20 protein-coding genes are annotated in these 19704 nt (G+C 41.1%); 8 read left to right on the top strand and 12 right to left on the bottom strand.

What is annotated here, in order from left to right; translation table 11 throughout:
* Positions 1-9: 9 nt before the first annotated feature.
* A complete protein-coding gene (locus AACU25_RS20990) occupies positions 10-1155 on the bottom strand; it encodes a hybrid sensor histidine kinase/response regulator (RefSeq protein ID WP_096578933.1) in 1146 nt (381 codons plus the stop codon).
* 367 nt (positions 1156-1522) lie between these two features.
* Positions 1523-1753 (bottom strand): hypothetical protein, encoded by a 231-nt coding sequence (locus AACU25_RS20995; RefSeq protein ID WP_096578935.1) that lies wholly within the window; start codon positions 1751-1753, stop codon positions 1523-1525.
* A gap of 155 nt (positions 1754-1908) precedes the next feature.
* Between AACU25_RS20995 and AACU25_RS21000 the strand changes: the two genes are divergently transcribed.
* Positions 1909-4293 carry an NACHT domain-containing protein gene (locus AACU25_RS21000; RefSeq protein WP_096578937.1) on the top strand — a complete coding sequence of 795 codons (2385 nt, stop codon included), beginning with the start codon at positions 1909-1911 and terminating at the stop codon, positions 4291-4293.
* A 117-nt stretch (positions 4294-4410) separates the two neighbouring features.
* On the opposite strand, the gene AACU25_RS21005 is transcribed toward AACU25_RS21000, so the two are convergent.
* From AACU25_RS21005 to ureC, 4 genes are all read right to left on the bottom strand, one after another.
* Entirely contained in the window at positions 4411-4866 is a 456-nt protein-coding gene (locus tag AACU25_RS21005; RefSeq protein ID WP_096578939.1) for an HNH endonuclease, read from the bottom strand.
* Positions 4785-5108: a hypothetical protein gene (locus tag AACU25_RS21010; protein WP_321206664.1), complete on the bottom strand. Its 324-nt coding sequence runs from the start codon at positions 5106-5108 to the stop codon at positions 4785-4787. Before AACU25_RS21010 ends, AACU25_RS21005 begins: the two co-directional genes overlap by 82 nt.
* Before the next feature lie 105 nt (positions 5109-5213).
* Complete coding sequence (locus AACU25_RS21015) at positions 5214-6167, bottom strand: RpnC/YadD family protein (protein WP_096578941.1); 954 nt, start codon at positions 6165-6167, stop codon at positions 5214-5216.
* A gap of 3 nt (positions 6168-6170) precedes the next feature.
* Positions 6171-7886, bottom strand: a complete 1716-nt coding sequence (gene ureC / locus AACU25_RS21020) for an urease subunit alpha (protein ID WP_096578943.1) — start codon at positions 7884-7886, stop codon at positions 6171-6173.
* Positions 7887-7965: 79 nt separating this feature from the next.
* On the opposite strand from ureC, the gene AACU25_RS21025 reads away from it, so the two are divergent.
* Together AACU25_RS21025 and AACU25_RS21030 are read left to right on the top strand one after the other, a co-directional pair.
* Positions 7966-8343 carry a GxxExxY protein gene (locus AACU25_RS21025; RefSeq protein WP_096578945.1) on the top strand — a complete coding sequence of 126 codons (378 nt, stop codon included), beginning with the start codon at positions 7966-7968 and terminating at the stop codon, positions 8341-8343.
* A 93-nt stretch (positions 8344-8436) separates the two neighbouring features.
* Positions 8437-8649 carry a hypothetical protein gene (locus AACU25_RS21030; protein WP_096578947.1) on the top strand — a complete coding sequence of 71 codons (213 nt, stop codon included), beginning with the start codon at positions 8437-8439 and terminating at the stop codon, positions 8647-8649.
* Positions 8650-8700: 51 nt separating this feature from the next.
* On the opposite strand, the gene AACU25_RS21035 is transcribed toward AACU25_RS21030, so the two are convergent.
* Genes AACU25_RS21035 through AACU25_RS21045 form a run of 3 tightly spaced genes read right to left on the bottom strand, consistent with a single transcriptional unit; the run spans position 8701 to position 10212 of the window.
* Entirely contained in the window at positions 8701-9006 is a 306-nt protein-coding gene (locus AACU25_RS21035; protein ID WP_096578949.1) for an urease subunit beta, read from the bottom strand.
* A gap of 18 nt (positions 9007-9024) precedes the next feature.
* On the bottom strand, positions 9025-9327 hold the full coding sequence (gene ureA / locus AACU25_RS21040) for an urease subunit gamma (protein WP_096578951.1): 303 nt from the start codon (positions 9325-9327) through the stop codon (positions 9025-9027).
* A 39-nt stretch (positions 9328-9366) separates the two neighbouring features.
* The gene (locus tag AACU25_RS21045; RefSeq protein ID WP_096578953.1) at positions 9367-10212 is read right to left on the bottom strand and encodes an urease accessory protein UreD; all 846 of its coding nucleotides are present in this window, start codon (positions 10210-10212) and stop codon (positions 9367-9369) included.
* 363 nt (positions 10213-10575) lie between these two features.
* Here AACU25_RS21045 and AACU25_RS21050 point away from each other — a divergent pair, with 363 nt between their 5' ends.
* Positions 10576-11415, top strand: a complete 840-nt coding sequence (locus AACU25_RS21050; RefSeq protein ID WP_096578955.1) for a hypothetical protein — start codon at positions 10576-10578, stop codon at positions 11413-11415.
* Positions 11416-11776: 361 nt separating this feature from the next.
* Here the strand turns inward: AACU25_RS21050 and AACU25_RS21055 are convergent, their stop codons facing one another.
* From AACU25_RS21055 to groES, 3 genes are all read right to left on the bottom strand, one after another.
* Positions 11777-12595 carry a DUF4351 domain-containing protein gene (locus tag AACU25_RS21055; RefSeq protein WP_096578957.1) on the bottom strand — a complete coding sequence of 273 codons (819 nt, stop codon included), beginning with the start codon at positions 12593-12595 and terminating at the stop codon, positions 11777-11779.
* A 120-nt stretch (positions 12596-12715) separates the two neighbouring features.
* The gene (gene groL, locus AACU25_RS21060; RefSeq protein ID WP_096578959.1) at positions 12716-14353 is read right to left on the bottom strand and encodes a chaperonin GroEL; all 1638 of its coding nucleotides are present in this window, start codon (positions 14351-14353) and stop codon (positions 12716-12718) included.
* A gap of 107 nt (positions 14354-14460) precedes the next feature.
* On the bottom strand, positions 14461-14772 hold the full coding sequence (gene groES, locus AACU25_RS21065; protein WP_045872370.1) for a co-chaperone GroES: 312 nt from the start codon (positions 14770-14772) through the stop codon (positions 14461-14463).
* A gap of 741 nt (positions 14773-15513) precedes the next feature.
* Between groES and AACU25_RS21070 the strand changes: the two genes are divergently transcribed.
* The 4 genes from AACU25_RS21070 (at position 15514) to proB (ending at position 19695) form a co-directional block, all read left to right on the top strand.
* A complete protein-coding gene (locus AACU25_RS21070; protein ID WP_339382054.1) occupies positions 15514-15663 on the top strand; it encodes a hypothetical protein in 150 nt (49 codons plus the stop codon).
* Positions 15664-15973: 310 nt separating this feature from the next.
* Entirely contained in the window at positions 15974-16651 is a 678-nt protein-coding gene (locus AACU25_RS21075) for a response regulator transcription factor (protein WP_010997804.1), read from the top strand.
* A gap of 1131 nt (positions 16652-17782) precedes the next feature.
* Entirely contained in the window at positions 17783-18322 is a 540-nt protein-coding gene (locus AACU25_RS21080) for a YqeG family HAD IIIA-type phosphatase (RefSeq protein WP_045872369.1), read from the top strand.
* A 263-nt stretch (positions 18323-18585) separates the two neighbouring features.
* Positions 18586-19695, top strand: a complete 1110-nt coding sequence (gene proB / locus AACU25_RS21085) for a glutamate 5-kinase (RefSeq protein ID WP_096578961.1) — start codon at positions 18586-18588, stop codon at positions 19693-19695.
* The last annotated feature ends 9 nt before the right edge of the window (positions 19696-19704 follow it).

A 19704-nucleotide genomic window follows, 5' to 3' on the forward strand; every position in this document is an offset into this window, starting at 1 on the left:
ACCTTTAACTTACTTTTTTATAGGTAGCATGACCATGAATAAACTACCATTACCCAATTCAGATTTAACTAAAATATTACCTTGATGAGCCTCAACAATTCGCCGCGAAAGGTATAGTCCTAATCCACTACCAGAAGTTTTGTGACTTCCTTGGCGAAATCGTTCAAATAAACTGGCTTGGTCTTCAGCAGAAATACCGGGGCCTGTGTCTTCTACCTCAACAATTAGGTAGCCACTAATGGTTGAATTTTCCGCAGCATCGACATCAAAGTTTTGACTGGTTTCAGTCGTTGAACTAAGACGAATATTGACTGAGCCAGAAGCGGTAAATTTAATGGCATTACCGATGAGGTTAGTAAATAGACGATGCAATTCCAAGCGATCGCCCATAACTGTATTAGTGTTTAACTCTTCAGCAACAGCCAAATTTATAGCTAGTGTTTTGGCTTGAGCTAAAGGTGTTAATTCTCCCACTACTTCCTCTAATAATTGCTGAATATTCACTGGTAAAAACGCCAAGGTTTTGCGCCCAGCTTCAAAGCGGTACACTTCCAATAGAGTATTAACCATCGAAAGCAGGTTGGTGTTGCTGCGCGCCATGATGGTGATTACTTCATGCATTTGCGGAGATAAGGCTCCCAAAGCACCTTCCTGAAACAACATGAGGACGCGATCGGCTGCTACTAGGGGGGTGCGTAAATCGTGGGTAAGGCGGGAGACAAAATCTTCACGCTGGCGAGCAATTTCATCACGTTCATCGATACTGTGTTTTAGGCGTAAGAGCGATCGCACCCGTGCTAGCAATTCATCCACCGTTACAGGCTTACGAATGAAATCATCAGCACCTAAATCCAATCCCTTAGCAACATTTGGCGCATCGTGAGCAGTAATGAGCAGTATGGGAATATATTGCTGCATAGCAGCATTACCCCGAATCCGGCGAGTAACTTCATAACCATCCATTCCTGGCATCATCAGATCCAACAATACCAAGTCACAGGGAGATGCTTCTAGTTGCGCTAAAGCCGAAGCACCATTTTCTGCTGTGCTAACGGTGTAGCCTTCTTCCTCCAAAATTGTTTTGATTAAAAACACATTATCTGGAGAATCATCTACAACCAAAATTTTGTCAGAGCGAGAATTCTGTGAGTTCATGTAGCGACCAGGTATAGGTAAATTGAATTTTTGTAATCTTATTTATATTTATATGAATTATATTTAAAGTCCTCTTGAATAAATATTATTTACCTAAAAGCTTAAATTGATTTTTAAATTTTATATAACTTTAAATTATCTAATTTTTTATCAGCAAAGAATTACTCACTAATTGAATCATGTTTGGTTAAGTTTTAAAACTAAATTAGTAGCAAGTTGATATATTGTAAGCAACAGACATTAATTTTATTAAGCAAATACACCAAGGCGGAAGCTTTCCCAGCCTAGAGAGTAGACCATAGACGCAGGTTTAGCGTATCCACTAAAGTTAAGACTTTATCCTGTGTCATGTCCTCCTTATTTGATACTAATCATTAATTTCTGAATTATTTTCTGGTGCGAACTCAGGTAGATATTTTAGAGGTGTTTTGAGCAAAACCCAATCAAGATAGAGTGTGAGAATTTTGATTTTCAGAAATTGGTTCAGGCGTTGACAGTTGTTATCCTTCAAAACCCAAGCCCAGAATTTTTCCAGTAGTAGCCCCAGAATAATTTCTACAGACTTGTTGATAACTAGGGGAATTAGTGTTTCGAGCATTGCGATCGCCTCAGTAAGCAATAGTGTATTTACGCCCTTCTAAAATCCCTCAAATTATGTAATCACAAGGCTTTCTGGGTGTGTGAGTTATGTACGCGGTAAGTATAACTTTTGTTTTACGTCGTTAAAATGGGTAAAAAGTTGTTCATCAAAATATGGTCAAGCGATCGCTTCAGGCTTCTCATCAAGGTATTCAGTCTGCAAAGTTAGCTTTAATCGACAAATTTGGAACACAGCAAAAGCTAGCGGACGCTTTATCCGTTACTCGTCAACCAGTCAATAAATTTTTTAACCGTAAGCCTGTTGATAGCAGCTTATTTGTTGAGATATGCAAAAAATTGGGGCTGGAGTGGCAAGAAATTCAAGAAAATCCACAATCTCAAGTAAAACAAGCCTCAGAGCAAGAATCTGATATTGATGCTCTAGTTCAAGAAATCCGCGAACAGGTTAAACCCAGCATTAAAGAAAAATGTGGAACAATGCGGGTGCTAGATATGCCCCAACCAATAGAGTTAACTGGTGAGCAGGGTATCTATACCAATGTCAACATTCTGGAGAAAATCACCGGACGCAGACGATTAGATATTCCTGAACTGTTGCAAAACTTTGACCCAGATGACTTTGAACGCTTTAGCCTTAACAGGGTTAAAGAGAAGCGAGTACCAGGAATAGAAGCAGTACAGCAGCATCAAAAACTGATGGTGTTAGGTAAACCAGGTGCAGGAAAGACTACATTTTTGAAGTATCTGGCTATGCAATGTATTGAAGGGCAGTATTTGACAAATCAAGTTCCTTTATTTATAACTCTGAAGGATTTTGCAGAAACACCCAAACAGCCAGATGTTTTGGAATATATTGCTCAGCAATTGTCGATTTGTGGAGTACAGGATGCCAGCTTGAGAGCAGACCAACTTTTGAGACAGGGTAGGGTATTGCTTTTGTTAGATGGCTTAGATGAAGTCCGCGAGAAAGATACAAAACGTGTCTTACGAGAAATTAGAGATATTTCCGATCAATTTCATACGAATCAGTTTGTCATTACCTGTCGGATAGCTGCCAAAGAATACTCCTTTGAAAGGTTTACAGAGGTGGAAGTTGCAGATTTTGACGAGAAGCAAATTGCTATCTTTGCTGAAAACTGGTTCCGACTAAGTGATCTAAACGAAGCAAAACGATTCGTCTATAAATTGGAACAGAACAAGCGAATTCAAGAACTGGCAACTAGTCCATTACTGCTAACTTTGCTCTGTCTGGTATTTGCAGAGAAAAAAGATTTTCCTAAAAGGCGTTCTAAACTTTATCAGGAGGGCTTGAGAATATTACTAAAAAAATGGGATGCAAAAATTTTTAATGAACGAGATCATGTTTATAAGAATCTCTCAGTGCAGCATAAGGAAAAATTACTCAGTCAAATCGCTTTGACTACATTTGAGCAGCAGAACTACTTTTTTGAGCAAGAAACAGTTGAGGTATACATTACTGAGTTTTTCAGCAGACTATATCATACTGACTCAGATCCAGAAATATTACTGTTGGACAGTGAAGCAGTTCTAAAATCTATTGAAGCACAACATGGCATGTTAGTAGAAAGAGCAAATAGGATTTACTCTTTTTCTCACCTAACATTTCATGAGTATTTTGCGGCAAAAAAAATTGTTGCTAATTCTGCTTACGAATGTTTGGTGCAACATCTCACTGAAAAAAGCTGGCAGGAAGTGTTTTTACTAGCAGTCGGAGTCATGCAAAAGGCTGATAATTTAGTAAGTTTGATGAAGCATAAAGTTGATATGATTATGGCTTTAGATAAAAATTTACAGGATTTTTTAGAATGGCTTAGTCAGAAATCTAGTTCCTTTGAAGCTCCATACAAGCCAGCAGCTATCAGAGCCTTTTATTTTCAAATAACCACAAATTTTGAGCAGCATAGATTAGATAATGCTCTTGGGTGGGATTCTGAAGATACATTAGAAGATACTTCTCTTGACTGGTTACTTAATGATGCTCTTACTAATTCTCTTGCCATCGCTGACTCCTTAGCTGATGCTTTTTGCCAAGGTCTTAATTATATAGACATTCATGATGAAACTATTGATAAATCATCCCGTAAACAAGCCTTTATTAATCGAGATACAGCTTGGTGTATGATAGCTGATATGGATGATTATCTAGAAGATGCTATCTGTTTAGCTTTTGCGTCTCAATCTGAATTAAGTACTTCATTACAGTTACTTATAGATAAACTTAATGATCCAATACTAGAATGGGATACTTTATTTGCAGAATTAGAAGGATTTGGAGAATGGTGGCGAGAAAATGGTGAAGATTGGTCTGAGCAACTCAGATTATTGATGATTGAGCATCGTAATATTGGTCATTACTGGTGTTTTAACAACGAGCAGGAACAACTTTTGCAGCACTATTACAATGCTAATAAGCTACTAGTAGACTGCTTGAATAGTGGCTGCCATATTAGCTACGAAGTTAGGCAGGAAATTGAGGATACTTTGCTGTTACCAATCAGAGCATTAAAAATAAATTAGCAATTTAGCAAAGTATATAAATTTTATTGTAGCTAATCATAGATATCTGTACTGTCAGAATAGATATGGTGATCGCACTCTGATCACAAAACAGGCGATCGCTTGTTTAAGCTTAAATTAATTCTCATTTTCTTGGCGTGGATCTTCTTGGGGAGGATGCCAACCTACTTGCACCCAAAGCCGACGAGATTTTTGAATGAATCCGTTACCATGACGTTGATCGTTCATATCAAGTCGATTACAGGTTGCTCGACCTGTTGGGGTTATTCCTCCGATTTTTGTCCCTTCTACAGACCAGATAAAATGTTCTGACCACTGTTGTGTACGAGGATTAAATAGAGGTATTTCCTTTTGAGTTTGCGGGTCAATTCCTGATGTAAAATTATAGCGACGTTCATTGCAACGACGGCAACATAAAGCTAGATTTTCCAGTTCATCCGAGCCACCTAAAGACTGTGGAATGAGATGATCGACAGTGAAGCGGTCAGTATTTACAAATTCTGGGGAGTGACAATATTCGCAGAGGTATTTTGCTCTGTCAGCGATGATTTCTCGGATGGATTGGGGAACCATTTTGATTCAGCAGCTAAAACAGAATTAGCGTAGGTAAAAATCTGCGCTAACTCAGATATACCATCTAATTCCGCTTTTTCTTCTGCCGTGATTAATCCAGATTTGCTCCGTTCTAGCAGATCATCTGAACGTGCTTGCAGTTCATCGGTAAACTTAAAAAAATTAAGATTATTAACTTTTTCTAGTTTGATTCCTGTTCCCAACCAATATGAAGGTTCAATCATCAATTTCGGAGTCATCATAAATTGAACATGGAATGCTTCACTTTGATTTTAGCTTTTAAAAATTGCTAATGTTGACGCTCTCAAGAAAAGCGATCGCACTCTCAGCACAAAACAGGCGATCGCTTATTGTCCAGAACTAAGATTATCCAAGAGTTGCTGAAATTCGGCTGTGGAAGGAATGGCGATCGCTCTCTTCAAAAGAGTCTTTAATACCGATGGTTCTTCTATAGTATTGATAGCTTCCACAATAGCATTTGGCACTTCTCCAAAGCGAGTTTCTAAAACTTCAATCACGCTTTCTCTCGCAGTCTCAATAATCCCTTCTTCTTTTGCTAACCTTTCAATACTAGTTACGTATCGCATTCTATTTGTCTCCTCGTAATTTCTCACTTCTGTTTTGAAACTACTTGTCAATTCTTTTGGTAAAACCATCACCCAGTCGATAAACCGAAAGATTTCTTGTATATCTTCCCGGCTATATCCCTTTTCAAAAAGTTGTCTAACTAGGCTTAGTTTCCACTGTAGCCGACTTTCTGGGTTTCGTTGCGTCGCTTTGGTTTTAAGATGCGCCATCACTATTATCCCAAAGGGATTGGTGGTTTGCTCTAGGGTTTCCCAAGCTTGTTCATAGTCCAATAACTTCGCTATGGGAAACTCTAAGCTGACACGACATCCCGCCAGTTCATAGCCGTAGCTGGAAGGTCGCCAATTTGCTTGTTCATCGGCTAATACAGCCAAGCTAATGACTCGCTGTTTATGGCGGTCAAATAAGCGGTAATTGTAGGTGTACATCCGTTCGGGAAATTGGCTGTCATATTGTCCTTGGACTTCTACGTGAACTAATACCCAAGCTTCTTCCCCATCAAGTAACCAAACTTTGGCGACTTTATCAACATAACGCCGCCCAATTTCTGCATCGGGTTCTAGCTGTTGCAGTTCTGTGTCCAGAAATTCATAAGGTCGCGTCCAGTCAATGGCGTTGTAAGCTAGGGTGAAAAAGAATTCCAGAAAGCGGGGAAAATATAGCTCAATGATTTCTTTCCAAGGACTATCGTAATCGGTAGATTGCTCGGTCATGGATTAAAACAAAAAGTATCTTTGCGCCATTGGTAAAACTGTCGCAGGTTCACAAATCAACAATTCGCCATCAGCCCTGACTTCATAGGTTTCTGGATCTACTTCAATATGGGGTAGTGCATCATTTAGCTTTAAATCTCGCTTAGTTATTTGGCGTGTCCCGGAAACTGCTACCGCCGATTTTCTTAAACTCAACTGGCTAGGAATTTCCCTTTCTAACGCCTCTTGGGAAACAAAAGTTAATGATGTGGCGTGACGCGCCCCTGCAAAACTACCAAACATCGGGCGCATATGCACTGGTTGCGGTGTGGGAATGCTGGCGTTAGCGTCGCCCATTTGCGACCATGCGATCATCCCGCCTTTAATCACTATTTCTGGCTTCACACCAAAAAATGCCGGTCGCCACAAACATAAATCTGCAAGTTTCCCCTCTTCCACTGACCCGACATACTGGGCGATTCCGTGGGTAATCGCGGGGTTAATGGTGTACTTGGCAACATATCTTTTGGCTCGAAAATTGTCTGCCCTTTGCTCATCTCCTTGCGGGTTAAGGATTCCCCGTTGCACCTTCATTTTATGAGATGTCTGCCAGGTGCGAATTATTACTTCGCCTACCCGCCCCATCGCTTGGGAGTCGGAGGAAATCATGCTAAACGCGCCTAAATCGTGCAAAATATCTTCGGCGGCGATGGTTTCCCGACGAATGCGGGATTCAGCAAAAGCGACATCTTCCGCGATCGCAGGATCGAGATGGTGACATACCATCAACATATCCAGGTGTTCGTCTAAAGTGTTGAGGGTGTAAGGGCGTGTGGGGTTGGTGGAAGATGGGAGAACATTCGCCTCGCCACAAACTTTGATAATATCTGGTGCGTGTCCTCCCCCTGCGCCTTCAGTATGGTAGGTGTGGATAGCACGATTTTTAAAAGCTGCGATGGTATCTTCAACAAATCCGGCTTCGTTGAGGGTGTCGGTGTGAATTGCCACTTGTACATCATACTCATCCGCGACGCTGAGGCAAGTGTCAATGGTTGCGGGTGTGGTTCCCCAGTCTTCATGCAGCTTTAACCCCATTGCACCGGCTTGTACTTGTTCCACAAGTCCTTGGGGTTGACTGGCGTTTCCTTTCCCTAAAAATCCTAAATTCACAGGAAACGCATCAGCAGCTTGCAACATCCGGTACATATTCCAAGGGCCTGGGGTGCAGGTGGTGGCGTTTGTTCCTGTAGCGGGGCCTGTTCCACCGCCAATCATCGTGGTAATTCCGGATGCGATCGCCACTTCTATCTGCTGCGGACAAATAAAATGAATATGGCTATCGATACCCCCAGCAGTGAGAATCATCCCTTCCCCAGCTAAGGCTTCGGTTCCGGGGCCAATAATAATATCGACATTATTTTGAATATAAGGATTTCCCGCTTTACCAATTTTAAATATCTTCCCGTCTTTAATGCCAATATCGGCTTTAACTACACCCCACCAATCAAGAATTAAAGCATTTGTAATTACTAAATCTACAGCACCATCGGCGTTAGAAATGGGCGATTGTCCCATACCATCGCGGATGACTTTACCGCCACCAAATTTCACTTCATCGCCGTAGGTGGTGAAATCTTGTTCTACTTCAATAAATAATTCTGTATCCGCAAGTCGGACGCGATCGCCTACTGTGGGGCCATAGGTTTCTGCATAAGCACGGCGAGACATTTTGTAAGGCATAATACATTCCTTGAAACTGAGGTTAGAATCGAGTTTAAACGCAAAGGGGCGCAAAGGTAAGCGCAGAGGTACGCGGAGTATGGATGAGAATGATTTGAGTGGGACAATTATTGGTTGTGGAATGCGAGTACATACGGCATTGGGGCCGGGGTTGTTGGAGTCAGCTTATGAGGAGTGTTTGTATTATGAATTGAAGAAGAGGGGATTTAATGTTGGTAAGCAAGTTCCAATACCCCTTGTGTATGAAAAAGTGCAATTAGATTGTGTTTATCGATTAGATTTAATAGTAGAAAATAAAGTAATTATTGAAGTGAAATCTGTAGAATCTATTCACCCAATTCACTCCGTACAACTTTTAACTTACCTTAAACTCACAAATTGCAAACTGGGTATGCTGCTCAACTTTAACGTTCTCCACCTTAAAGAAGGCATTAAACGTGTGGCAAACAAACTCTAACTCCGCGTACCTCCGCGTTTCCCTCAGCGCCCCTCTGCGTTAAAAATAATTGGGTTTATGCTATAAATAAGCGTTCTTGGAGGCGTTAACATCATGACCATAGCAGAGGTAATTTCCATAGTCCGCAAGCTTTCTCCATCAGAAAAACTCAAGCTAATTCGCATCCTTCTCAAAGATTTAGATACAGTCGAGGATATTTCTCCGTTGGAACCATTCAAAACCTATGATTTACCTACTCTGTATAATAGCTTCGGGGCTGGTACAGTCTTGATGAAAGCACTCCAAAAAAAGGATTCCCGTAATTAAGCTGTATGCGCTTCAAGAACCTTTTTAAACAGCAGAGTAACTCGGATATTTTTAGATGCTTCCGTTAATTTTGGCGTTAAATCCGTAGACTTGACGAGTACCAACCAAGGGAACTAAGGTTACTTCTTTTTCATCCCCTGGTTCAAAGCGAACTGCGGTTCCGGCGGGAATATCGAGGCGCATTCCTCGCGCTAGTTCTCTGTCAAAACTTAAGGCTGTATTAACTTCAAAAAAGTGAAAATGTGAACCAACTTGTATAGGGCGATCGCCTGTATTTCCTACTATTAATTTAATAGTTTCACGCCCAGCATTCAATTCAATCTCTCCATCTGGCGTAATAATTTCCCCTGGAATCATACCTTACTCCCTTACAAATTAACGAATCGGATTATGCACCGTCACCAACTTTGTCCCATCAGGAAAAGTTGCTTCTACCTGCACTTCATGCACCATTTCTGATACACCTGACATCACATCCTCTCGCGTTAACAAAGTTGTGCCATAACTCATCAATTCCGCAACAGTTTGTCCATCTCTAGCACCTTCTAAAATTGCAGCAGAAATATAAGCCACTGCTTCAGGATAATTTAATTTCAAACCTCTATTTTTACGTCTTTCTGCCACTAAAGCAGCAGTAAAAATTAACAACTTATCTTTTTCCTGCGGCGTAAGTTGCATTTCTCCCTCCTCTGCGTTCTCTGCGCCTCTGCGGTTCGTTCAAACCTGCCAAACTCTAGGTACACAGCTACCACGACTCAAAAAATTAACCCGTAGCATCTGCCAAACAGACGTAAACCAGTTTCGCACCTCAGACGACGAAGCACCGCGATATCTACATAAAAGTCCATGTTGTAGTCGCGACACCCCCACCTCTCCTGCACCATCCCATAAATTGCGGGCTTTTGCCACTATTTCTGAGTCAACTGGATTACCCACCCAAACTAGACTACCGACAATTGGTTGTCCAGCCAAGCCGTGGGGACTGTGAAAAACTTCCTCGCTACCAGGTAAATATTGCCGATCAATCCATAAGGGTACACCTTGCTGCCAAATTTCGGTATGCGATCGCCATTCTCCTTGCAAGAATTTCTCTCCTCTAGCACTGCGCCCTAATCGCGTAATTTCCCAGCCTAACCAACTGGCTTCGGTTGCTAATTCTACCCGTAAATCTTGCCGATAAATCGCACTGTTAAACAAAATTGTTTCTTGGGGTAACCACTCTAAACAAGCACCAGCATCCACTTTGATATCGATTAATTGTCTGGCTTGCAGTCCATTGCTGCGGTAGATTTTACTAGCTGCAGCTGTAGTGATTAATGCTTGGGCGTGGGGTTGGAGGTGGAAATCGAGAGAAAGGCGATCGCCTGCCACAACTCCCCCAGCCGTATGTAAAATGACGCTATGACAGACTTGTTCACCTTCAGGATAAAACGGACGCTGTACCTTTAGCGGTGCTTGCTGGTGGTTGTAAATTAGCTGGGTGGTATTTTTGCGATCGGCGTAGACTAAATTAAGTTTGCCATGCCAAGCATTAGCAACTTCTTTTTCTAGAATTTCATTCATTAATTTTGTGTAGTAGCAGGGGTAATAATCTCACGCATTCGACGAAGTCGTTCCCGCAGGGTAGGCGCAAAGTTTTTTCTGAGGTTTTTTCTACAAAGATAGAGATTAAGTATGAATGTTAATTATCTATCGATATAAGAGTGTTCTTTGATTTGTGAAAATTGGGATTATTCAGATACCTTAATTATCAAATAATTCGAGTATCTTGTTATTTACAGAAAAGTGTATGAGCAAATTTTATTTCCATGTATTTACTGAAATTATAAATAAAATTAATGCATGACATCCGTGCTATTTCCGAGGATAGATGCTTTTTTATCATGATAATTTGTAGTTATTAGAGCAATTTTCAAGGAAAGAATCATGGTGCATATCTTAGAAGACAGTGTAAAATTTTCTCTATCAATGGGGCTTCCTGAACAAGCTACCCAAGGTATTGAGAAGGCTAAAAATTTCTTGAATGATACAACTAATAGTACTATTAATAATCTAAAAGACATAACTACAAAGTCTATCACTGTTGTTGGTGAGTCAACAGAAAAAGCAAATCATGTTTTAAGTACAGGAGCAAAGGAAGCAAAACAAGTTTTAACTCAAACTGTAACTGATACAGCTAATAACGTAAATAAATTTACAATGACAACTGTAGATACAATTCATGAGCAAGCGAACAACGTAAAGGATTCTTTGTTAGTAACGAGTAGCAACATAGAACAGTCATTAGAACAGAAGCTACATCAAGTTGAACAATTAAGTAATACTATTTCTACAGAAATTGAACGGACTATTACTTCTTTTTTTACTCATCAAATTGATAATATTAAAATCTGGATTGATGCTCATCCAATTATATCAGTTCCACTCAAATTCCTTGCTTGGGGAGTGAATCATCCTATACCAGGCTTAGTTATTTTTATTGTTTTTATACTTATTTTTTTGCAATTATTTACAGTTTTTAATCGTCTTTTGCAAAGAGGATTATTACTTACATTAGCCGCTCCATTTAAATTAGTTACACCATTATTTAAATGGAGTTTTATACCTTTAAGATTATTAGGGCAAAAATCTAGCAGTGCTTTTATATCTGGCTCTCAGAATAGCAACGACAGGCTCACTAACCTTTTAAGCAGACTAGAAATAATTAAGCAAGAACAGAACAGTATTCTAGAAGAAATTTCGGCAATAGTTGCAGCTAATAAATAATTATTTGAGAAAAACAGCTACTTTTTTAAAGTAGTTGTTTTAAAAAATTTCTAAACTAATATAATAAATTATACTCATTTATTTGGCACTATTGCCGCACTTGTTGCACACTATCCAGAATTTATTTTATTAGCAAATAAGTTACTAAATTTGATAATTACAGGAGCATCAATTCATGAAATATTTACGGCTTTAGTAGACTTTGCTAACTCGCTAGGATTATCTTTAAATGTTGTTCTTGAATTGTTACAAACAATTTCAGGAATATTAGTTATATTCTAAACATAATAATTTCAATTTGAAGCAATAAGATAACAGGTGGGTAGGGGCACAACATTCTTGTGCCCTTATGAATATAATTCTAATTATTGTCATTTAACCAAAGCTCTAAATCAGCAACTTCTGAAAAATCAAACAACGCTTCTCCCAATTCTTCTAACTTTTCAATAGATAATCCCCGAATACGTTCAATGAGTGACGTACCTATTTCACCAAAACGCCGATTTAGCATCCGTAATATCAAACTTTCTTCACCTTGTTTTTTACCTTGTTGCAAAATATCTTGATAAATTACAGACTCTTTCATAATATCCTCCCGTAATAATTGGCGAATCAAATCTTTTTCAAACCGCAAACCTGCCAAAATTTCTACACAACCTGCTATATTTTGTCGCTGCTCTCTATTAGGAATTGTAGCGACTCGTTCGGCAACTTGTGCTAGCAATCCTTGGGGTGACTCGGTTCTGGTTAATGTTGCTAGAGGTAACAGTGCAGGATTTGCCAAAAATGCTGCTGAATCTTGCTCCCATAGACGAACTACTCGATATTGATGAATTGTTGTGTCATCTCGATATTCTTCAGTAAAAGCCATTTCGTTAGTAGTTTCCTGTAAAAAGATGATTACTTGGGTTACAGGACATCGATATTGACGCTTTAACCTCACAGAATAATCAAGCATTCGGAAGTTAAGTGGCGGATCGGATATCGTTAATGTTTGAAATTCAATATGTAAAATTTTGTTAGCTGCTTGCAGAAATGTCACAGAATCTGCACGAATTGGTTCTAGTGTCAGTTCAGTTTTTAAGATTTCAATTTGTGGCGCGTCTACTCCCAGCAACCAACGGACAAAATCTCCTGGGTACTGTTCAGCTAAATATTTACAAGCGTTGTCGTAACTCAAGTTATTTGGTTGTTACACGATATTAATTTATTTACTATAATTCTGCGATTTGATAACACAAAAAAACAGCCGCCTCCACCAGGGAAGCAGCTGTTTTGACAAATAGGGGGCTAGTAAATATTAGTAATCGAAGTCGCCGCCACCCATACCGCCACCAGCAGCAGGTGCAGCATCTTTGGGTTCAGGCTTATCAACTACGATGCACTCGGTTGTCAACACCATACCAGCGATGGAAGCTGCGTTTTGCAGAGCAGAACGAGTTACCTTAGCAGGGTCAACAATACCAGCAACAAACAAGTCAACAAACTCGTTGGTTGCAGCGTTGTAGCCAACGTTGAAGTCTTTTTCTTTCACACGTTCAGCAATTACAGCGCCGTTTTGACCAGCGTTTTCTGCAATTCTCTTCAGAGGTGCAGGTAAAGCACGAGCAACAATCAACGCACCAGTTAATTCTTCACCAGAGAGGTTGCTGTTAGCCCATTCTTCCAGTTGAGGAGTTAAGTGAGCGAGGGTTGTACCACCACCGGGAACGATACCTTCTTCAACAGCAGCTTTAGTAGCGTTGATAGCGTCTTCTAGGCGCAGTTTCTTGTCCTTCATTTCGGTTTCGGTTGCTGCACCAACTTTTACAACTGCGACACCACCAGCTAGTTTAGCTAGACGTTCTTGCAGTTTTTCTTTGTCGTAAGAAGATTCGGTTTCTTCAATTTGACGACGGATTTGGTCAATCCGAGCCTTAACAGCAGCTTCGTTACCTTCAGCAACAATTGTGGTGTTGTCCTTGGTAATGGTGATGCGGCGAGCTTTACCTAAGCTATCTAGCTTGGTGTTATCCAATTTCAAGCCAGCATCTTCGGTAACTAGTTGACCACCAGTGAGGATAGCGATATCTTCCAGCATAGCTTTGCGGCGATCGCCAAACCCAGGAGCCTTAACAGCAGCTACGTTCAGTACACCACGTAGGCGGTTAACTACTAGAGTTGCCAAAGCTTCTTTTTCAATATCTTCAGCAATGATTACTAAGGGACGACCAGCACGTGCTACTTGCTCAAGCACGGGTACCAGGTCTTGTACCAAAGCAATTTTCTTATCGGTTAACAGAATGAAAGGCTCATCGAAGACGGCTTCCATCCGTTCTGGGTCGGTAGCGAAGTAAGGAGAAATATAGCCTTTGTCAAAACGCATCCCTTCGGTGATTTCCAGTTCGGTGGTCATGGATTTCCCTTCTTCTAGGGAAATTACGCCTTCTTTACCCACCTTATCCATTGCTTGGGCAATCATCTGACCGACTTCTTCGTCGTTACCGGCAGAGATGGAACCAACTTGAGCAATAGCTTTGGAATCTTCTACGGGACGAGCGTGTTGAGCAATCTTTTCTACTAAGAAGTTAGCGGCTTTGTCAATACCACGCTTCAATAAAATTGCATTTGCGCCAGCAGCAACGTTGCGTAAGCCTTCTTTCACAATTGCGTGCGCTAAAACGGTAGCTGTGGTGGTACCATCACCCGCAGCGTCGTTGGTCTTAGAAGCAGCTTGGCGAATCAAAGCCACGCCAGTATTTTCAATATGGTCTTCTAATTCGATTTCTTTGGCAATGGTTACGCCATCATTGACGATTTGCGGTGCGCCAAATTTCTTCTCTAGCACGACGTTACGACCTTTAGGGCCAAGGGTAACAGCCACTGCTTCAGCTAGAATATCCATGCCTCGTTCCAGGGCGCGACGGGCGTTTTCGTTGTAGATAATGCGCTTTGCCATAATTGTTAATAGTCCTTTGTCATTTGTCTTTTGTCTTTTGTCATTTGTCCCTTGTCATTTGTCTTTTGCCATTGGCTAATGACAAAATGACCAATGATCAATGACCATTACGCAACGACTGCTAGAATATCTTTCTCAGAAAGCAGAACGTACTCTTCGGTGCCCAGCTTGACATCTGTGCCAGCGTACTTGGAGTACAGAACTTTGTCTCCAATTTTGATTTCTGGTTCTTGACGAGAACCGTCATCATTCCGCTTGCCAGGGCCAATTGCAACCACTTCACCTACCTGGGGCTTTTCCTTGGCGGTGTCGGGCAAATAAAGACCACCTGCGGTCTTTTCCTCAGAGGCGCTCACTTTCACGAAAACGCGATCGCCCAAAGGTTTAACTGTAGAAACGCTTAAAGATACTGCTGCCATATTTAATTTCTCCAGAGTTAGCACTCTCAACTCCTGAGTGCTAATTTACCGAAGAGTTGCACACAATGGCAACAATTTTTGGTGTACGGGTTTCCGAACTGGTTGGGGAATGGGGAACGGGGAATGGGGAACGGGGAATGGGGACTGGGGATTGGGAAAGGATTAACTCTTAACCTTTGTACAGACGCGATTAATCGCGTCTCTGCAACTACTGACAATTTGACTCTTGACCCTTAATTCTTCACCCTTAATTACACATACTTAAGCATAAATACTTATTAATATTTAATCTTCAGGTTTTTTGCTGTCAGTGATGAATATTTGTATAGGAATGAATTTATTTGCAAAGCGGGGAAATTGTTATAGAACTGTAATCAGGGAGCAGCTCGATGAATAACAATATAGCGATCCAGTACAGCCGTAAAATCCCCAAAACCACTAAATATCTAGGCAATAAACCCCTGGGTAATTGTCTAGAAACTTTTGGATTTGCAAAGATTCAACGACATATTTTCATTTGTTTTAGACAGACAGTTACTAAACTGCTGCTAAAAACAAGCTAGTCTGGAATCCTGGGAATACTTAAAAAAGCGCCTGAAGCAGCTCAAACTCTATCAGACGCACAATAGTCGTCCCATTTGCATTAACGAAAATAAAGCTAATTGCTTGCGGGTTTTCGGTTCTAGACGGATAATAGTTGTTTACCCGGATGGTGTCTGGTATCGTCGAGCAAACACGGAAGTGATTGAGCGGATCACCCAAGAACACTTGATAGGCAAATTAAGGTGGTGGAAGAATTATGTATTTTTAACCCATCCTTTGCCAGAAACTTCTCTGGTTGCTTGTGAACAACTGATAGAGGACTTAACATCCGAAGGATATCGTAATTAGGTAGTAAGCGCTCTGAAGCGGGGGTTGGTTTTGAGCTAGGGTCATCTTCAGCCATTACTGAACTTGTGAATCGGAAGGATTATTATTTAATCAGCGCTTTTTTCACCCACCACTTTCAAAGCGATATATAATAACGCATTATAATTACTACTGCTCTACGTATCCTTACTGGACTATTGCCAATAAGCTAGTAGTCTCCTAAACAGTGGTTATCACTGATAAGACTTCCCAGAAGCAAAGGCAGGTTAAGTGGGAAAAAAGACAACATCTCAGAATAATCCACCATAGAGGATAAATATACAAGACCTTGATGGACCGAAGCGCGACAAGTGCCACTGCTATGAAAGAGCCCAGCATGAAAGATCACAAACGACTTCTACTGATTGATGATGACCCTAACCTCATCTTGCTGGTGAAGGATTACTTGGAATTCCGGGGATATGAAGTCATCACCGCCGAAAATGGAAGAGAAGCTTTAGAAATTCTAGAGCATGATGTTCCAGATATGATTATCTGCGACGTGATGATGCCGGAAATGGACGGATACACTTTTGTAGAACAAGTCCGGCAAAATGAACGTACTAGCTGGATTCCCGTTCTTTTCCTTTCAGCTAAAGGACAAAGCGCAGACCGAGTTAAAGGTCTGAATAAAGGTGCTGACGTTTATATGGTCAAGCCCTTTGAACCTGAAGAACTCGTAGCGCAAGTAGAATCTTCACTGAAACAAACCATCCGTTGGAAAGAACACCAAGCAAAAGGAGGGGAAAACGGTTCTCGTATCCAAGTTCCCTTCGATGTGCAGCTAACTCCAACCGAACTGAAAGTTGTACAGTTCGTAGCTAGAGGTTTAGCTAACCGCGAAATTGCTGAAGAGTTAAACGTCAGTCAGCGTACCGTTGAAAGCCATGTGTCCAACATGTTGGGCAAAACCAATCTCCACAACCGTACTGAACTAGCACGGTGGGCGATTGAAAATCAAATGGCTTAAATAGCTATCAGCATTCAGCCGTCAGCCTTTAGCTGTCTAATTGACTGCTGATAGCTGATAGTTAAATGAGTACTAATCTGCTTGCAGGATGAATGGGCGAAAATTTCTCCATCTAATTCATCAAATTCTGACATCTAGTTTCCCAACCAATGAATTATGAATTGTGAAGCTCTGAGGATTAAGTTTCATAACTTCTTTTTTCATAATTCCCCGCTAAGAATAGAATCTTTACTGGTTGATGCTGGCAACTCTACCATTTAGCGGAACTACTTCCGCTCATCCTCCGCTCCCTAGGTAAATTGGTAGTTTGTCGATAGCTTGACAGTAAGTGATTCTGGCTCCCCACAACATAGCGGCGATTTCTGGATGTTGGGATAGTAGAGAGTATTTAACTTAGGGCAGAAGATAACGGTAGTTTTTCCCTAGTTATTGTCTCGCCAATCTCACCATGCCATAACAGGATTACTAGGATTGAGAGTAGATCAACATCATCAGTCCCACTCGCTTGCTTGGATTGAGTTCACAGTACGCATCTCCTCACCTGAATCGCACTAAGACATTTAGCAAGCGGGTGTTGATTTCATGATTTATTGATTGGCACTTAGTTTCACTAATGCTATGGGAATTTTGATGGCAAATTCTGTTCCATATTCAGGATGGGATATTAAGTGGATATTGCCATGATGATTCTTAATAACTTGATGGCTAATAGCTAATCCTCGTAATTAAGCGTGATTAAACTAGTAAAGCTTTGCAGGGGGTAAGGGAAATCATTTTTCCCTTCCTCCTTTTTTATGTATCTAACTGGAAAGTGCTGAGTTCTGAGTGAAAATCGCAATTCTACTTTCTTGCAAAGCTTTTGAAAACTGTTTAATCAGAAAAGCTCCCTGTGCTGACATAGCGATCGCACTCTATCAGATATATAACTTTCTTAGGTTGGCAAGGTTACCATCCAAGCTTTATCCTAAAAAAACTAAGTATTTGTATTTTTAGGAAAATCATCATAGCATATTTGTGCTATTTCATACCTAACAAAATACTAAATAACTGATGTAAAACTTCACAGAAAACAACAGTCATTAATTCATAAGTTAATTGTGACTGCTGTCAAGACACCCTTGATTCTTAAATATGGCTTGGAACAACCTCTTACAACCGGACTTGATTTTAGAAGGTTCCATTTTAAAACTGACACCAGACATTATCCAGCAATATGGATTAAAAGGATTAGTGCTGGATGTAGATGAAACTTTAGTACCGATGAAAATAGGGGCGGCTTCAGCAGAATTACAACAATGGGTAGAGGAAATGCGTGCCTGTGCTGTACTTTGGTTGGTCAGCAATAACCTGAGTGAAGCGCGGATTGGGAGTATTGCCCGTTCCTTGAACCTACCTTATTATCTAGGCGCTGCCAAACCATCACGACGCAAAATTAGAGCCGCACTCAAGGCGATGAATTTACCCGTTCACCAAGTGGGGATGGTAGGCGATCGCTTGTTTACCGATGTCTTAGCTGGTAACCGCTTGGGAATGTTTACCATCTTAGTAGAACCAATTATCCATCCCGAAGTGGCTCTACGCTCTCACCCCATCAGAAACTTTGAAGTTTGGGTTTCTGAAGCCTTGGGCGCTAGCATCAGCCCCAAGTACACAAAAATTCACAAAGATTGATTTTTAGTTAAAAAACTAAATCTAAAAAAAACATTAAGGAATCTTTCGCAATGAAAAAAATCTGGGATTATAAGTGTTAATAACATGGGGTCAGCCAAAAAAAGACCCTAAAGTTTAATAAATACATATAAAACCGTAAAGCGTCGGCCCTCACTAATAGAGGTGCTGGCGCTTTACAATTTTTTTTAGTCATTTGTTATTTGTTACTTGTCCTTTGTCTGATAACAAATGACCCATGCCCAATGCCCCATGCCCAATGCCCCATGTCTAAAACAATCGTCGTTAAAATTGGCACATCTAGCCTGACTCAGCCAGAAACCGGACAGCTGGCACTTTCCACTATTGCGACTTTAGCTGAGACACTTTCTGATTTGCAGCGCCAAGGTCATCGCGTGATTTTGGTGTCCTCTGGTGCAGTAGGGGTGGGTTGTGCGCGGTTAGGTTTAACGGAACGTCCCAAAGCGATCGCACTCAAACAAGCAGTAGCCGCAGTGGGACAAGGGCGGTTAATGCGGGTTTACGATGATTTATTTACCACCCTGCAACAACCCATCGCCCAAGTTTTGTTAACACGTAGTGATTTGGTGCAGCGCAGTCGCTATCTCAATATCTACAACACCTTTCGCGAACTGCTGGGACTAGGGGTAATTCCGGTAGTCAATGAAAACGATACGGTAGCGGTGGATGAACTAAAATTTGGCGATAACGACACCCTTTCAGCATTAGTTGCCAGTTTAGTAGAAGCAGATTGGCTATTTTTGCTGACTGATGTTGATAGATTGTACTCAGCAGATCCCCGTTCTGTACCTGATGCTCAACCGATCGCCTTGGTAAGTAGCATTAAAGAATTAGCCAAATTACAGATTCAGACAGGTTCTCAAGGTTCGCAATGGGGTACTGGCGGGATGATTACTAAAATTTCGGCGGCGAGAATTGCGATCGCGGCTGGTGTGCGGACAGTAATCACCCAAGGAAGATTTCCCCGCAACATCGAAAAAATATTACAAGGTGAACCAATAGGTACTCACTTTGAACCGCAGCCAGAACCTACCTCAGCTAGAAAACGTTGGATAGCTTACGGGCTTGTGCCAGCGGGAAAATTGTATTTAGATGCAGGTGCGATCGCAGCTATTTCCGAATCTGGAAAATCCTTATTAGCGGCTGGTATCAAAGCAGTAGAGGGAGAATTTGATACACAAGAAGCAGTGCAATTATGTGATATCACTGGTAACGAAATCGCCAGAGGACTGGTGAACTACAACAGTGAGGATCTGCAAAAAATTCGCGGTTGCCATTCACGAGAAATCCCCACAATTTTGGGCTACGCTGGCGCGGAAACTGTAGTTCACCGGGATAATTTAGTGTTGACTTAGGGATTGGGG

It is taken from the genome of Tolypothrix tenuis PCC 7101 (assembly GCF_963874875.1).
In the GTDB taxonomy this organism is placed as follows: domain Bacteria; phylum Cyanobacteriota; class Cyanobacteriia; order Cyanobacteriales; family Nostocaceae; genus Aulosira; species Aulosira tenue.

Coding starts and splice junctions, on each gene's coding strand:
- AACU25_RS20990 (WP_096578933.1), bottom strand. CDS start 1,155: ATGAACTCACAGAATTCTCGCTCTGACAAAATTTTGGTTGTAGATGAT.
- AACU25_RS20995 (WP_096578935.1), bottom strand. CDS start 1,753: ATGCTCGAAACACTAATTCCCCTAGTTATCAACAAGTCTGTAGAAATT.
- AACU25_RS21000 (WP_096578937.1), top strand. CDS start 1,909: ATGGTCAAGCGATCGCTTCAGGCTTCTCATCAAGGTATTCAGTCTGCA.
- AACU25_RS21005 (WP_096578939.1), bottom strand. CDS start 4,866: ATGGTTCCCCAATCCATCCGAGAAATCATCGCTGACAGAGCAAAATAC.
- AACU25_RS21010 (WP_321206664.1), bottom strand. CDS start 5,108: ATGATGACTCCGAAATTGATGATTGAACCTTCATATTGGTTGGGAACA.
- AACU25_RS21015 (WP_096578941.1), bottom strand. CDS start 6,167: ATGACCGAGCAATCTACCGATTACGATAGTCCTTGGAAAGAAATCATT.
- ureC (WP_096578943.1), bottom strand. CDS start 7,886: ATGCCTTACAAAATGTCTCGCCGTGCTTATGCAGAAACCTATGGCCCC.
- AACU25_RS21025 (WP_096578945.1), top strand. CDS start 7,966: ATGGATGAGAATGATTTGAGTGGGACAATTATTGGTTGTGGAATGCGA.
- AACU25_RS21030 (WP_096578947.1), top strand. CDS start 8,437: ATGACCATAGCAGAGGTAATTTCCATAGTCCGCAAGCTTTCTCCATCA.
- AACU25_RS21035 (WP_096578949.1), bottom strand. CDS start 9,006: ATGATTCCAGGGGAAATTATTACGCCAGATGGAGAGATTGAATTGAAT.
- ureA (WP_096578951.1), bottom strand. CDS start 9,327: ATGCAACTTACGCCGCAGGAAAAAGATAAGTTGTTAATTTTTACTGCT.
- AACU25_RS21045 (WP_096578953.1), bottom strand. CDS start 10,212: ATGAATGAAATTCTAGAAAAAGAAGTTGCTAATGCTTGGCATGGCAAA.
- AACU25_RS21050 (WP_096578955.1), top strand. CDS start 10,576: ATGGTGCATATCTTAGAAGACAGTGTAAAATTTTCTCTATCAATGGGG.
- groL (WP_096578959.1), bottom strand. CDS start 14,353: ATGGCAAAGCGCATTATCTACAACGAAAACGCCCGTCGCGCCCTGGAA.
- groES (WP_045872370.1), bottom strand. CDS start 14,772: ATGGCAGCAGTATCTTTAAGCGTTTCTACAGTTAAACCTTTGGGCGAT.
- AACU25_RS21075 (WP_010997804.1), top strand. CDS start 15,974: ATGGACCGAAGCGCGACAAGTGCCACTGCTATGAAAGAGCCCAGCATG.
- AACU25_RS21080 (WP_045872369.1), top strand. CDS start 17,783: ATGGCTTGGAACAACCTCTTACAACCGGACTTGATTTTAGAAGGTTCC.
- proB (WP_096578961.1), top strand. CDS start 18,586: ATGTCTAAAACAATCGTCGTTAAAATTGGCACATCTAGCCTGACTCAG.